Consider the following 14,918-nt stretch of genomic DNA (forward strand, 5'->3'; position numbering starts at 1 on the left):
CCCATGTCTTTTCGTTATGGGTTTCTTGAAGGAATAGCGCCATGAACCTCCGTCAGCTGGAAGCCTTTCGCGCCGTGATTCTGGGCCAGACCGTAACCCGTGCCGCCGAGATGCTGCACATTTCGCAACCGGCTGCGACGCGACTGATTGCCAGCCTTGAGGAGGACATCGGGTTCAGCTTGTTCGACAGGATCAAAGGCCGGCTTCAGCCCACTCCCGAAGCCATGACGCTGTATCAGGAAGTGCAACGCTCACTGCTCGGGGTCGAACGCATTGCCCGAACGGCGCAAGACATCCGCAGCTTGAAACGCGGCTCACTGCACATCGCCTGCGCACCGGCCATGGGCCTGTCATTCCTGCCGCGAGCCATCGCCGCCTTCATGGCCGGGCATGATCAAGTGCAGGTATCGCTGGTGGTGCATTCATCGCGGGAGATCGTGGATCTGGTGGTCGGTCAACGCTGCGATCTGGGCATCATCGTACTGCCCAACACCTACCCCAGCCCACGCGCAGAAAAACTGCTGGCCACCCGCATGCTATGCGCACTGCCGGCAAATCATCGCTTACAGGACAAGGCCACAATCCGGCCGGAAGACTTGCAGGGCGAGGCGTTTATTTCCTATCCACAATCCATCGGTTCGCGCCAACACATCGACGCAATATTTGCCGCTCATGGGGTCGAGCGTGAACTGCGTCTGGAGACCCAGCTGTCGCTGCCAATGTGCGCGTTCGTCGAACAAGGCCTGGGGGTAGCACTGGTCGATGCCATCAGCACCGTCGAGTACCGAGGCAACGGCATCGTGTTCAGAGCGTTCGAACCGGCGATCGAAATGGACTTCAGCATGCTGTTGCCGGTTCAAGGACCGGCATCGAAACTGCAAATCAGCTTTCTCGAACACATGCAGCAATTCATCGCTCGGGAAGTTCCAGCGGAGTATCGGTTTTAGATGCTCATCAGTCGCACAAGAGTCAGCAGGTATAAACCTTTTCCACAATCAACTAACAAAAAAAACGCCACTCATAGAGTGGCGTTTTTTGTGAAATCCAGATTATTCAAACGAAAACATAGCGACCGCAGGGCTTATCGTTGACCACCGCCGCCGCCAGGCCCGCCATGCTGACCACCACCACCACCACCACCACCACCACCTGGAGGCATGAATAACCAACAGCCCGACAATGACGACAACAGAGCAACCACCATCGCTGCTTTTGCTACACGATTCAGCTTCATTACATAACTCTCTTTTTCAGCAACAAAAAAACACTTGCCGCTTATGACAGTGTAATTATTGATTTCATCAATTTTTCGTGTAGCTGAATGGTAGTCATTGTGTTGAAAACGACACATCAAATCCCTTAACCATTGTAGTGCTCAACTACTCCTGTGCACGGCATTAAGTTCTGTCTCCGCCTGTGCCGGTGCAGCGCTCACTCGATTTCTACCCTGAGACTTTGCCAGGTACAGCGCACGGTCAGCCCGATTGATCAAGGCCTTCTCATCATGATCGCTATCGTAGGAGACACAAGTCGCCAGCCCAAGACTGACAGTGACGATCCCGAAAGGGCTGGAAAGGTGCTGAAGTCGCTCAGCAACAATACCGCCGAGAATGGCTTCAGCAACTGAACGGGCACCTGATTCGTCCGTATTCGGCATCACCACAACGATTTCTTCACCGCCATAGCGCGCCGTCATGTCACCTGGACGACGCACACAGCGCTTGATGGACTGACTGATGATACGTAGGCATTCGTCCCCGGCGAGATGCCCATAGTGATCGTTGTAACGTTTGAAAAAATCTACATCGACCAAGATCAGCGACAAAGGACTTCCAAGTCGCTTGGCACGCTTGAACTCAGCATCCAGAAACTGATCGAAATGGCGTCGATTGGCCAGACCGGTGAGCTTGTCCTCGCTGGCGAGAATCTCTAGCGACTGGTTAAGTTGGATCAACGCAGCCTGTGCCGTGCGCAGTTTTCCCTCGGCCCGAATACGACGACTGATATGGGAAATCAACCTGCGGCCCAGAGTGACCAAAAGCCCCAACAGCACCACGACCACAGCGGCCGATTGTTTTGTCTGGCTCCACCACGCTTGCATCGCCTCGGTCTGGCCTACCGCTACAGTCGTCACCAAGGGATATTGATCACTTCGCCTGAACGCATAGATACGGTGCACACCATCGACTTTTGAAGCGAAGGTCACGGTTCCTGACGACGTGGTAAGCAGATGCTCAGAAAATATCGGAGCACGTGACAGGTCACGACCGATGTCCTGCGCATTAAAGCAGATACACACACCAGGGCGGTCAGCAAAGTGGCCAATCGAAGATCGCGTTTTAAGAGAGTATTGAGGTTGTTGGATACACATTCGTCTAAAGCTTGCGCAGTATAAACGCAGTCGAACCGCGCTAATGACTGGAATGAAAGCTATTGACCCGACTGTCTGCCAATTTGAACACCACACGCTGCGGGTGGTTGATCGACACCAGATACTCCACCGGCTGGCCTTGGGTGTCGAAAATCACGCCCCGATAAACCAGCGCCGCCGTGCCGGGTTCGACTTCCAGCAGCCTCGCCTCCTGGTCATTCATCGTGGCAATGCTTAACGTCCCCTCGTCGCTTTCTATTTCGATCTGATACCGCGCCAACAACAAGGCATACAACGAGGCCCCCTCGATCAGATCCCCCGCCACCAGTTCCGGCACGCGGGCAGCAGGAATGTAGCTGGTCTCGATGCAGAACGGCTTTTGGTCCACTGTGCGCAGGCGTCGAATTGTCAGCAACGCATCCCCGTCCTCGATTTTCAGCAATTTGGCGACACGAGCACTGGCCTGGGTTTGTTCGAAGTAGAGCAATTTGCTGCCGGGCCTGGCCCCGGTCTGCTCAACCACTTCAGCGATGCCTTTACGCGCCACGGTATTGAGTGGCCGCTCGACACCCGGAGCGGTGACGAAGGTTCCGCGATTGCCTCGGCGTTCGAGAATCCCGCGATCGATCAGTGTTTGCAGAGCCTTTCGCAAGGTCATCCGGCTGATCCCCAGGTGTTCGGCCAGATCCCTTTCCGCCGGGATACGCTCAGTCGGCCCAAACTCCGGACGTTCCAGCATTTCAAGCAGCGCCTGGACGGCCTGCCAGGCAACCTGCTTGCGTTGGGGCGCGGGAAACGCCAAGTCGGAGGGTTTTGCACTGGTCACTTTCATGGTCTACGTCCTGAATTTTTTTTTGGCGATCCATTGCGACTGTCAAAACCCAAAACCGACGCAAACACGGCAACTTAGCAATGACAATGCATACCCGGCTCGGGAAAACCCTGGAAACCGCCTAATCGGCCCATTAGACCACGGGGAAAAAGCCTTGTAATGGTATTTTTCATGGTATAGCTTTTGGTCTAAATGGTGGTCATGAACAGCAACATGAACCGCCGCAACAAGGCACCCAGGAGTCCACATGGCGATCCAGTTCAACCGGGAAGGCTTCATCACTTCCTTGCAGCAATCCGTTCAAATCGTCGACGACGCTCAGCAGTTTGGCCAAGAGCTGGCAACGCGGATTGACCGCATCTATTTCGTCAGCTGCGGTGCCCCCAACCGCATCATGCTCGGCCTGCAGTACTGGCTTGAGCGCTACAGCCATTCACTGGAAGTCCGTCGTTATTTCCCGGCCGATTTCATGAACATCGATCCGCCGCGCCTGGATGAGCGCACCCTGGTTGTCCTCGCGTCCAAGTCCGGAACGACCCAGGAAACCATCGCCGCTGCACGCTTCCTGAAAGGCAAACCATGTCTCACAGTGGGCGTGACACAGACCGCCGATCTGCCGCTTGCCCAAGCCGTTCAACATTGCTTCCTGCTGGGCCGCACGGACGAGGCTTACTTCGGCTGCTTCATGATCCTCCAGGCGCTGATCGGCGGTATTTTGGCCAAGCGCGAAGGCTGGCCACTGCTGGACAAGCTCACTCGTTCTCTCAAAGCGCTGCCGCAAGCGCTGGCCGATGCGGCGATCAACAACGACCAACGGGCGACCGAAGAGGCGCGCCTCTATAAAGGTGATCGCGTCATGTACTTCCTCGCGTCGGGTCCGATGTTCACCACCGCCTATGTGTTCGGCGTCTGCGTGGTGATGGAAAGCCAATGGCTGCATTGCCTGCCGGTGGAGGCCGCGGAGTTTTTCCATGGCCCGTTCGAAGCCATCGATGCCTCCACCCCGCTGTTTCTGCTGGTCGGCGAAGACCCTAGTCGCGCGCAGATGGAACGGGTCGTGAGCTTCTGCCAGCGGTATACCGAACGCGTCATGGTCTATGACTCCAAGGACTTCCCGATGGTCGGGATCGACCCGGAAATCCGTGCGATTGTTGCGCCCTACATCGTCGGCATCGCCGCTGAACGCATCGCCGCCCATCTGGCGGTCTGGCACCAGCAACCGCTGACGACTCGCCGCTACATGTGGAAAACGGAGTACTGAGCATGGCCAGCCTGATCGCGGTCGGCGACAACACGATGGATGTGTACCTGGACCGGAACATCGAGTACCCAGGCGGGAATGCGCTCAACGTTGCGGTATTCGCTTCCCGGCTGGGCACTCGCAGCGCCTACCTGGGCTGCGTAGGTGACGATCAGTATGGCCAGCGCCTGCTCGACTGCCTGCAAAAAGAAGAAGTCGATGCTTCCCGTTGCCGAACGCTGCCGGGCGCCAACGGTTGGGCGTGTGTCGACAGCATCAATGGCGAACGCGTGTTTCTCGGCAGCGATCCGGGTGTTTGTCGACAACTGCGACTCAATGCCGAGGATTTGGCCTACATCACCAAGTTCCCGCTGGTACACAGCAGCCTGTACAGCGGCCTCGAAAACCAACTGGCGCAGATTCGCCATGCCAGCGGCTGCCTGTCCTTCGACTTCTCGGACAACTGGGTCGAGTTCGATTGGCGGGCCCTGATCAAGCATGTCGATATCGCTTTTTTCTCGGCGGCCGACCTGTCTTCGAGAGAAGCGTATGAACTGGCGCATTCGATGCGAGCCATGGGCCCGGCGATCGTGGTCATCACTCGCGGCGCGCTGGGCGCCCTCGCGGTTGATGCGCAGGGCATCCATGAACAGCCCAGTCTGCCCTGCACGGTTGTCGACAGCATGGGCGCCGGTGACGGCTTTATCGCCGCGTTTCTGCTGGCGCGGCAAGCCCGACACAGCCTCGCGGAGTGCCTCTTGCACGGCGTCGATTATGCCGCCCGGGTGTGTGGCTGGCCTGGTGGTTTCGGCCATGGTCAAGCCCTGGACGCCGAACGTTCCGAGCAATTGAAACAAGCCTTGAACACTCAAGAATGATACGCGCTGCCCCGGGCCAATGCCGGGGCTGTTCAACCAACCTGTCGTGGATACCTTGTCGATGAAAAAATGTCTGATCGGTTTGATGCTCGTGGCCAGCCCGCTGATGACCTGGGGCGCCAGCGAAGAGCTGCGCTTCGGGGTCGACCCCACCTATCCACCCTTTGAGTCCAAGCGCCCGGATGGTTCGCTGACAGGTTTCGATATCGAGTTGGGTGAAAGCCTGTGCACCGAGTTGAAACGTCGTTGCGTCTGGGTAGAAAACGCCTTCGACGGGATGGTCTCGGCCCTTAAAGGCAAGAAGTTCGACGGCATCCTGTCCGCCCTGTCGATCACCGAAGAACGCAAAACCGAAATCGCCTTTTCCAACACCCTGTATGACACCCCGGCACGCCTGGTGGCACCCGAGGGCAGTCCCTTGCAACCGACGGCCGAATCCTTGCGCGGCAAGCGCATCGGTGTGCAGCAAGGCAGCGTGTTCGAAGTCTATGCCAAGCGGATGTGGGGCTTGAAAGGCGTGGAGGTGGTGCCTTATCAAAGCAGTGACTTGACCTACTCGGACTTGATCAACGGTCGGCTGGATGCAGCGTTCGACGATGCCATCGCGGTCTCCGAAGGCCTGCTCAAGAAGCCTATGGGCAAAGGCTTCGGCTATGCCGGTGAAGTCGTCAAATCCCCAGAAATCTTCGGGCCAGGAACCGGGATCGGCTTGCGCAAAAGCGATTCCGCGCTGACCGGCGATATCAATCAGGCGCTAGAGCGTATCCACCAAAATGGCACCTATGAGCGCATCGCCAAAAAATACTTCGACTTCGACATCTCGCCTAAATAAACCATCATCGCGGAGCCTGGAACCATGTTGCTTGAGGGTTACGGCCATCTCATTTTTCAGGGTGCGTGGTTGACCGTGCAGGTGGCCACTTGGGCTGCCTGCGTGGCCATCGCACTTGGCCTGCTGGGGGCGTTGGCGAAACTCTCGCCACTGGCGCCGCTACGGCTGATCGCAACGGTCTATACCACGCTGGTGCGCAGTGTCCCGGACCTGGTCTTGATGCTGCTCATTTACTACAGCGCGCAAATCGGGCTGAACCAGGTGGCGGAAGCGTTCGGCCAGGAATCTTTCCAGTTGAACCCTTACGGCACTGCAATCGGTACGCTGGGATTCATCTACGGTGCCTACTGCGCCGAGACCTTTCGCGGTGCTTTCCAGGCCATCCCGTTCGGGCAACTGGAAGCGGCTCGAGCCTATGGCATGAGCCACTGGCAAGTACTGCGGCGTATCCGCTTCCCGCAGATGATGCGTTTCGCATTGCCCGGCATCGGCAATATCTGGCAAGTGCTGTTGAAAAGTGCCGGCCTGATTTCGCTGCTGGGCCTCAATGACATGGTTCAGGTCGCCAAACAGGCGGGCAACGCGACCTCAAGGCAGATGTTTTTCTACCTGGTGATTGCCGCGATATTTTTTGCCTTTGCGATCCTTTCAAGTCTGGCGCTCAAACACCTTGAGCGGCGCTACAGCGTCGAACCGCAACGGAGAGCGTCATGATCGAGATACTGAAAGAGTTCGGGCCGAATTTCCTGTGGTCCGACGGTTACCGCTGGAGCGGTCTGTCCGTCACGTTATGGCTGTTGGTGACGTCCGCCGTCATCGGTCTGTGCGCGGCGATACCGCTGGCATTGATTCGCACCTACGGCAGTCAGTGGCTCGCAGTGCCCATTCGGCTCTACACCCTGGTGTTTTGCGGCACACCGCTGTTCGTGCAACTGCTGATCATCTACAGCGGACTGGCCAGTTTGAGCCTCATCAGAGAATCATCGAGCCTGTGGTGGTTCTTTCGTGACGGCATGCATTGCGTCATTCTGGCGCTGGCCTTGAACACGTGCGCTTACACCATTGAAATTCTTGCCGGCGTACTGCGTACCACCCCACGCGGCGAGATCGAGGCGGCGCTGGCCTTGGGCATGACCCGCAGCCAACTGTTCGTTCACGTACTGATCCCGAGCATGCTGCGTCGAGCACTCCCCGCTTACAGTAACGAAGTGATTTTTGTCCTCCATGCCACGGCCATTGCCTTTACCGCAACCGTTCCCGACATCCTGAAAATCGCAGCAGATGTTAACGCGGCCACCTTCAAGACCTTTCAGGCCTATGGGATTGCCGCCCTGCTCTACATGCTGGTGGCGTGTGCGCTGGTGGGCGTATTCCGACTGGCTGAGCGACGGTTGCTGGCCTATCAGCGCTTAAGCTGACAGACACCGTCTTGCAATAAGCCAACAAATATCACACGCGAAAAAGCCCAACAAAGAAACGAACCGCGTCGCAGGCAGCCGCGAAACCAGCGCGCCAAACAAAGGAATCATCAGCAGCATCACCAAAAAAGTCGCGCTGAAAAGCCACTGCAATTTGTCTGCGCCGTCCTTCAGGCCTAATGCATCATGCAGCGGGCGCACCAGGTAGTAGCTGGCCAGCACACAGAAATGGAACGCGAAACCCAGTAACATCGCAACTCTTTCGGAAGGTAAGATGTTCGCCCACTAGAGCGTCATCGCTCGGGGCCTTCGGTCATGGGCAAACGGCTAGCGATAGCCATGGAAGAAGCTCCTGTGCGAGTCATGTGGGTAGCTTCTGACTCATGCCGAACGGAGCCTTGCGATCAGGCTTCGGCAGTTCGAGCAGATCTTGGGGCGGATTAATCTCTTCCGAAAGAAGAGTTAATAGGGGTTCTTTCTTTGTATAAAGAAGGCAAGTTTCCGTTCTGGTCTCACTCGCCTCCGGTCTCAGTGAGACGTTTTGGACTGATCTTGACCGGCTTAGGCTTGTTTTGGAGTGCAAGGCCGAGGGGATGAGCCAGAAGATGACTTCCGAAAAGCTTGGAATATCAAAACAAACAGTACACGATCTCTGGAAGCGCGACATCAGCTTAGCCCCGAAGTCACGACCAACACTCACTATGCAACGTAGATGCGTGATGGTGGAATTCCACTTAGAGAAGTTGAATTCGGCGGTCTCTCATTTGGACTATTACACAAAGCTAGACCATGATCGCGCAAGACAGGTCGGCAAGTGGACGTACCAACATCCGGCACCTAAAATGTCACACGACTTCTTCATCAAATAAGAAAGATGGATGCGAAGTTCATCAGGTTTGAATAAGTACGAAATTTCAGCGCACCGTCCACCGTTCGTATTCGCTATTTTGGGGACACCAGGTCACAATCAACATTCACCATAACAAGATAAAACATTACTCACCCAACTCCATTGGATTCGCTGATACGTTGTTCGTTGTACTCAAACCGATCATAAGGCTAGCCTCTCTGTGATGCGCCAAACCGGCAAAAATATCGACCGACATCAATAAATGAAGTTTGATGAATGAAGATATCGACCTATATCACTACCACGCTTTTTACCGCTATTGCCGCCTCTCCGTCTGTATATGCCGCTGATGTTGATCAGGCGGAACTAATGAACGCTGCGGTCAGCCTTGACCATAGCTACGATTCAAATTACGCAGCAAAAAATCCCGATACCATGGCATCTCTGTACGCAACCGATGGCGTACTTGTGTCTCCTTCGGGGCCAGTAAGAAAACGACGGTTTGCAACGCCATAAACATCGATACTTGCCAGGCGATGCCACTGCGCCACACGCTGCTGCGTCCAACCGGAGCCACCAAAGCGCTGACCCCACGAGCGTTTTGTGTATGGGGCCACCAACAAGCGACAGCGACCAGTGTGAGGGCAGACCAAATGCCCAACGACACTTTCCATGCGTAATCCGTGAGCTCGGACAGCGGCGCGGCCAGCCCGCGTGCCAGTGCTGCCATCAGCGCCATTGTTGCTGCATACAAACCAACGCATAAGGCCGTATGGCTGGGAAAGTCACGTTTGACTAGCGGCACCACGAGGACGTTAGCCACCGCTATACCACTGCCGATCATCAGCGTGCCGAGCCACAGCTCACTGAACAATCCTGTCGACCTGACAAGGCATCCGATCGCAATCAGGCCCAAGGCACCAAACAGCGAATGCTCTAGGCCCAGGCGCCGCGTTAACCAAGGAGCCAAAGGGGAGGCACACGCAAAAATCAGTAAAGGAAGCGCATTCAGCAGCCCTGCGGCCGCAGGACTTAATCCGAAGTAGTCCTGCACCTGAGACAACACTGGGCCAAGCGACGTAATGGGGGCACGCAAATTAGCCGCGATGAGCAGGATGCCCATGAGCAAGGACGACGTGAATAGAGACTTTTCGACCTGGATAGTCGAGGAGGTAATAGGCATTTTTAACCACGCACAGCATAGGGATGGAGATATCCCAAGTGTGCGTTGGTTGCCGTTAACGCTTACGCAGAGCGCCAAAGCGCAATGTCTGCCGGCAGGGTAACAAACCCGTGAGCAACATTTCAATCTATGGCTCCCTCCATGCATCCACGGCGCCGGGGCTGACTCAGTGGAAGCGCCGGCATACCCGATGCTCTTGAGCACCACTGCTAGCAGAATCGGAAGCAGAAAAAGCACTGAGTCATTCGGCCGCGAGATCCTCAGTGGCAACTGGCTCCGTGCTCAAGCACATCCTGGTGACCCATGCACAAATGACGAAGCCGGCGGCTAAGAATCCGACGTACTGAAGGCCGATGTGATCGATCAACAGCCCTCCAGCCGAAGTACCAAGCATGATCCCAAGGTTGATCGCGCTGACGTTTACGGAGCCGATGAACTGAGCATTAGCCCCTGCCCTTCGCAGCACGTCAATGCCTGTCAACAGGCTGGCACCTGCATGACAGCAGCCGATGGCGGCCACTACCAAAGGTACCAACCATACTGATTCGCCCAAGAGCGAGATCGCAGCTAGGCTGACAGCCAGCACTAACAACAGCGTCTTGAACATGCCATCCAGTTGATCAGGAACCCGCTTGGACAGGAGCAAGTTGCCAACAATGTCCGAAACGCCGTACAGGGCTAACATGAGCGTGACCGGCGTACCTGCCAGCCCCGTATACCTCGCGAGGAATGTTGCGAGGTAACTGAAGACCGCCATGATCCCTGCAAACATAAATAGGTAGCTCAGCAGAGCCAAGGCAATATCTCTCGTCCAGACGCTTCGGAGCCGCTGAGCGAGGCTGCGATGATTCACAGGTGTGTCAGTTTGAGGCGGGTGTATCCATCGAATAACGGCAAGCAACGCCAACGCACTTAACGCGGCCATCATCCCCATAGCAATTTCCCAGTCCCACGTGTCGCTAACTAGCTTGCCGAGCGGTACGCCCAATACTGAAGCAATTGAAATGCCGATAAGCACACGAGATATGGCAAAGCTCTTATGCGCCGTTGAGGACATCGCTGAGGCGGCCAGGGCAGCATTAGTCCAGAAAATCGCCACGCCTATGCCGCCCAGCGCTCGGCCCATCATCAGCAACGAGAAATTATCAGTGAGCGCGCTGATGGTGTTCCCACAAAAGAGCGCCACGCACCCGCTCATCAGCAGGGTGCGCAGGCTAACCTTATGCGTAAAAGCCGCGATGACCGGAGCACCAATTCCCATCCCCAAGGCAAATGCAGTAACGAGCCAGCCTGCTTGACCCACGGAGATTTGCAGACCCGAAGCGATCTCAGGCAGCAGGCCCGCCGCTATGAACTCGGAGGACAGCATCACGAATGCTGTGAATGTCAGGATGTATACTTTCGGGTTGAGCGAGTCAGCCATAAAACCTTATTTCCGTTGATATATGTCCCGCCGACCATTCCAAGCCTTTGTCTATCTGCGGCTGAGCGATCGGCGAAACGATGTTGACCAACCAGCACGACCCGCAGTTCATGTGCTGCCATTAATCCCGAACAGTCCCGATGTGTTGAGGCCGACGTAGAATTGACCCACATGCCGAGATATCACTGACCCAGTCTGACTTCTTGCGAACCGTCGCATGTGCTGGACTTACGCCGATTGGAGGTGGGTTAGTCTTGCCTCGGCATGTAGGTCAATTCGGCGTCAGCATCTACATGTACTCATCACTCACTGCTGTAAATGACGTCGTCTGAACGACACTTGAACATCTCCTTCTAGCGAGGTTGATGCATGTGAAGGAGGACAATCTCACGTGAAGCACACTTTGGACTAAAAAATGATGCCCATTTGACGGCGAGTCCCCCGTAGACCACAAACGAACTTCAGCCGCCCTCAAATCGGGAGATACCTTCGCTTTTTTTCGGCCATCATCTCGAGCCGTATGGCGATCAGCACTATGATGGCATAGGTGTGGGTCAATCAATTGGACGAGATCATCAGTTCAACCGCGTCGATCTCACGCATCGGTTTCGCGCTTTTCAACGTTTGGAATACACCCAGGCTGATCATCTGGCCTGCGCTCTAGCCATATAAATCGATGATCCTTCGATCGGTTTTATTGATTAGTTCACTGCGGTAATCGGTGTATCGGCCGCGGGTTCTGACAGTGCTGGTAAAAAATACCAATGTCTAGGTCGTCTGTACCACTTTCTAGCGTCAGGTGGCGCACGTACATTGCGGCCCCTTAAAAACTTCGACGTATGCTGCTGTTTCGGTAATCGCTCGTGGTTAGCTACCAAGTAAAATGCAAACGGCGTTTAGCCAGTCCGCCTAACCCGATCGCCTTGTAGACGCTCTTCTTCATGGGCACGCTTGGCAAACAGTTCCCCAACCCAGTCTGTGAAAGCCCGAACAATCATCGATGAGCGATTACCTTTAGGGTAGACCGCCGAGACGGGAACACTGGGTTCATTGAACTGCTCCAGCACCGAAACCAGACGTCCGGCGCGCAAATGCTCCTGCACTAAGTAACTGGCGACTCGAATCAATCCGAGGCTTTTAAGGCCGCAGGTCACGTATGCCGAAGTCTCGTTAACAGAAATCGTGTTATTCATGCGGATGTTGACTGACTCGCCATTGGAGATAAAAACCCAGTCGATATTCTTGCCTGACTGCGGATGGAAATAACCGACGGCTTGATGGGTCGCGAGGTCAGTCAATTGTCGGGGCGTACCGTATTTTTGAAGATACTCGGGGGTGGCGCAGGTTATCCACTCAAATGAAGCAACGCGTCGCGCGATCAAGGTCTGGGAGTCCTGCGGGACGCCGGTACGGATGGCACAATCGATATTGTCCTGAATAAGATCGACCACCCGATCATCCAGGCCGATCGTCAGTTGGATCTGCGGATAAAGCTCGATGAACTCGTTAATCGCCGGCAAGATCAACTGGCTGGCCAGCGCATGGGAAATATCGACCCGCAGTTTTCCCCGCGGCGCCTGGGTAGTGCCTGGCAGGGTTTTCTCCGCCAGTTCCACATCGACTAAAATCCGCTTGCAGTGGTCATAGTAGTGGAGACCGTCGGGAGTCAGACTCAGTCTGCGGGTAGTGCGATTGAGCAAGGCTACCCCTAGATGAGTTTCCAATTGCTGGACCTGGCGCGATATTGTCGGCGTCGCCACACCCATCACCAGCGACGCTTTGCCGAAGCCGGCTTGTTCAACTACATGGGCGAACGCTTGCATAGCCTGAAACCGATCCATATCCACTACCTCACTGATTGCAGCGTTAAACGTGCGGAGTAAACACACGGCGGGTGAGTCGATCCATGGACAGCAAGTAACCTGATAGTTGCGCGCGATCCGGATCATCAATCAGACCTGACGATGTGCGAGCCGTACTGTCGATCTCGGTTACCAGCGAATGCTCATTCTGGCTGGTGTCGTTTCGGTAATTGGCCAGCAGTTCGGCGCGCCATTGCGGTAGCGCTCTGGTGCCAGACGGTGAGAGGTTGGTCGCCTCGACAAATGCGCTGACATGCCGGACCTGACTCATCAGAAAGATCACCCGCCCAGCCTGCTCGATCAACTGGTGCTTCTTCTCAGGGGCTTCATAAATCGAGATATAGACCATCTTGTCGATAACCAGCCCGACTCGATCGGCCAGGGCTATCGACGAAGTTCGTTCTACCGAATTATCGGAGAGGAAGCGATCAAGGTCATGTTCAAACACTTCACTGACCCGAGCCGGGTTTTTCAGGACCCGTTTTCTGGGCAGGCAGATGTAGAGCAGTGCCAAAAGGATGGTACCCAGGCCCATGCTCAGCGAGCGCTCGATTGCAAAACCGATGTCAACCGATGGCACGTTTTCTGGCAGCAGGAACACCATGAACGAGATATTGAAGCCCAGGCTGTAGGCGAAGCTCGACAGACTGGACAAGCCCATGAAGCCAAAGAACAGCACTAGGCCACTGGTCAGCAACAGCAGTTCGACGGCGCTCGGAGCTTGAGCCAACACACTCATGACCACCATCCCCACAGGAATGGCGACAAAGAAACCGATGGCGATGTTCTTGAGGATTAGCTCCGGGTGTGGAAGCTTGCCCAGCATGATGCTGAACACGATCGGAACGACACACATCAAAAAGCCGTAGGTCCAATCGGTCGCGTACCAGAACACGAACCCGAGCAGAAACAGCACTGCCGATCGCGCCCCGGTAATCAGGCAGTTCGACAACTGCCGGTGACGACGAACACTGACCCCTTTGACGCTGACTTTCTCAGCCTTCATCAAGCTCGCATAAAGCTGGGCAAAACCGCTGAGGTGTTGGGCCAGATCAGCGATCTTGCCCAACAACATGCTCAGTTCGCCATCTTCATGGGCGACCTGTTCGCTGCGCTCGCGGGCGTCCGCCATAAAACTTTGCAGTCGATACAGATCGCCCCCCGCCGGTATCGCCTGGTGGGCCAAGACGTCAACCAGGTGCTCCAGTTCATTGAGCTCAACCGCCATATGCTGTTGATACACCGGAGTGAGTTGCGCCAGTGCATACGAGTCAGTGGTGACCTCGATCGCCAGTTTGTTCATTTCCCGGGCAACCTGCGCCCCCCTTCTACCCCATGCACCCTCGAACTCGCAATGGTCAGCCAGGTCCGCGTGTTCGATGATGCCGCTGAATACCGCCGAGAGTCGTGCCCGGAACTGCTCAGGGTCCGATCCGAACTGCGTATTGAGGGCAAACACCGATTTGAACAGGCGCCCGGAAGCCAGGCGCAACAAGTCCGAGGTGAACGTTGGCCAGATGCAGGCGCTGACAAAAGATGCCCATACAATCCCAGCGATAATAGTGCCGATCCGATCAACGAAAATTTCGTAAATCTCTTCGCTGGTGGGCCCTAGCGTCACCGTCACCATGACCATGATACAAACGGTTACCGCGAAGATCGCACACAGAAAAGTGAAGTTGGCATCGCGTGTATGATAGGAAAGTGCGGAGGCTATGAATATAACGATGGCAACCGACAGAGCTGCCATGAGCGGACTTTGTCCGAAAAAGTTCATAAGCACCACACCGACGATACCACCCAGCAGCGTACTGAAACATTGAAACAGACACTTTTTCAGTACTTGTGCGTGGTCAGGCGCAAAAAACGAAATCATCCCAGTGATCATGGCCCATACCGGGTGTTCAAAGTTCATCAACAAGGCAATGAACAGCGCACCCAGGACCGAAATACTGATTTTGATACCTGTCTTGACGGCGATTTTGTTGCCTAACAGGTATGAATCCAGCGCTGTAGGAGCCATGAAATT

The 14,918-nt window shown here is 55.4% G+C and carries 12 protein-coding genes and 2 pseudogenes; 6 read left to right on the plus strand and 8 right to left on the minus strand.

Going from position 1 to position 14,918, the window contains the following annotated elements; all coding sequences use genetic code 11:
* The first annotated feature begins 41 nt into the window (after positions 1-41).
* A complete protein-coding gene (locus ACA059_RS18565) occupies positions 42-947 on the plus strand; it encodes a LysR substrate-binding domain-containing protein (RefSeq protein WP_497630456.1) in 906 nt (301 codons plus the stop codon).
* A gap of 134 nt (positions 948-1,081) precedes the next feature.
* On the opposite strand, the gene ACA059_RS18570 is transcribed toward ACA059_RS18565, so the two are convergent.
* From ACA059_RS18570 to ACA059_RS18580, 3 genes and pseudogenes are all read right to left on the minus strand, one after another.
* Complete coding sequence (locus ACA059_RS18570; protein WP_497630457.1) at positions 1,082-1,351, minus strand: hypothetical protein; 270 nt, start codon at positions 1,349-1,351, stop codon at positions 1,082-1,084.
* A gap of 24 nt (positions 1,352-1,375) precedes the next feature.
* A pseudogene (locus ACA059_RS18575) lies at positions 1,376-2,275 on the minus strand (sensor domain-containing diguanylate cyclase); the annotation flags it as partial.
* 136 nt (positions 2,276-2,411) lie between these two features.
* Complete coding sequence (locus ACA059_RS18580; protein WP_497630458.1) at positions 2,412-3,203, minus strand: GntR family transcriptional regulator; 792 nt, start codon at positions 3,201-3,203, stop codon at positions 2,412-2,414.
* Between the two features lie 247 nt (positions 3,204-3,450).
* Between ACA059_RS18580 and ACA059_RS18585 the strand changes: the two genes are divergently transcribed.
* The 5 genes from ACA059_RS18585 (at position 3,451) to hisM (ending at position 7,571) form a co-directional block, all read left to right on the plus strand.
* Entirely contained in the window at positions 3,451-4,464 is a 1,014-nt protein-coding gene (locus tag ACA059_RS18585; RefSeq protein WP_497630459.1) for an SIS domain-containing protein, read from the plus strand.
* 2 nt (positions 4,465-4,466) lie between these two features.
* A complete protein-coding gene (locus ACA059_RS18590) occupies positions 4,467-5,321 on the plus strand; it encodes a PfkB family carbohydrate kinase (protein ID WP_497630460.1) in 855 nt (284 codons plus the stop codon).
* A gap of 61 nt (positions 5,322-5,382) precedes the next feature.
* Positions 5,383-6,153 carry an ABC transporter substrate-binding protein gene (locus ACA059_RS18595; protein ID WP_497630461.1) on the plus strand — a complete coding sequence of 257 codons (771 nt, stop codon included), beginning with the start codon at positions 5,383-5,385 and terminating at the stop codon, positions 6,151-6,153.
* A gap of 24 nt (positions 6,154-6,177) precedes the next feature.
* Positions 6,178-6,867 carry an ABC transporter permease gene (locus ACA059_RS18600; RefSeq protein ID WP_497630462.1) on the plus strand — a complete coding sequence of 230 codons (690 nt, stop codon included), beginning with the start codon at positions 6,178-6,180 and terminating at the stop codon, positions 6,865-6,867.
* On the plus strand, positions 6,864-7,571 hold the full coding sequence (gene hisM / locus ACA059_RS18605; protein ID WP_497630463.1) for a histidine ABC transporter permease HisM: 708 nt from the start codon (positions 6,864-6,866) through the stop codon (positions 7,569-7,571). Before ACA059_RS18600 ends, hisM begins: the two co-directional genes overlap by 4 nt.
* 48 nt (positions 7,572-7,619) lie before the next feature.
* On the opposite strand, the pseudogene ACA059_RS18610 reads toward hisM, so the two are convergent.
* From ACA059_RS18610 to ACA059_RS18630, 5 genes and pseudogenes are all read right to left on the minus strand, one after another.
* Positions 7,620-7,823: pseudogene (locus tag ACA059_RS18610) on the minus strand (MFS transporter); the annotation flags it as partial.
* A 980-nt stretch (positions 7,824-8,803) separates the two neighbouring features.
* Positions 8,804-9,604: an MFS transporter gene (locus ACA059_RS18615; protein WP_497630464.1), complete on the minus strand. Its 801-nt coding sequence runs from the start codon at positions 9,602-9,604 to the stop codon at positions 8,804-8,806.
* 241 nt (positions 9,605-9,845) lie between these two features.
* Complete coding sequence (locus ACA059_RS18620; protein ID WP_497630465.1) at positions 9,846-11,027, minus strand: MFS transporter; 1,182 nt, start codon at positions 11,025-11,027, stop codon at positions 9,846-9,848.
* Between the two features lie 896 nt (positions 11,028-11,923).
* The gene (locus ACA059_RS18625; protein ID WP_497630466.1) at positions 11,924-12,868 is read right to left on the minus strand and encodes a LysR family transcriptional regulator; all 945 of its coding nucleotides are present in this window, start codon (positions 12,866-12,868) and stop codon (positions 11,924-11,926) included.
* Between the two features lie 25 nt (positions 12,869-12,893).
* A complete protein-coding gene (locus tag ACA059_RS18630) occupies positions 12,894-14,912 on the minus strand; it encodes an FUSC family protein (RefSeq protein ID WP_497630467.1) in 2,019 nt (672 codons plus the stop codon).
* Positions 14,913-14,918: the final 6 nt, after the last annotated feature.

The organism is Pseudomonas sp. LBUM1647, assembly GCF_059716175.1.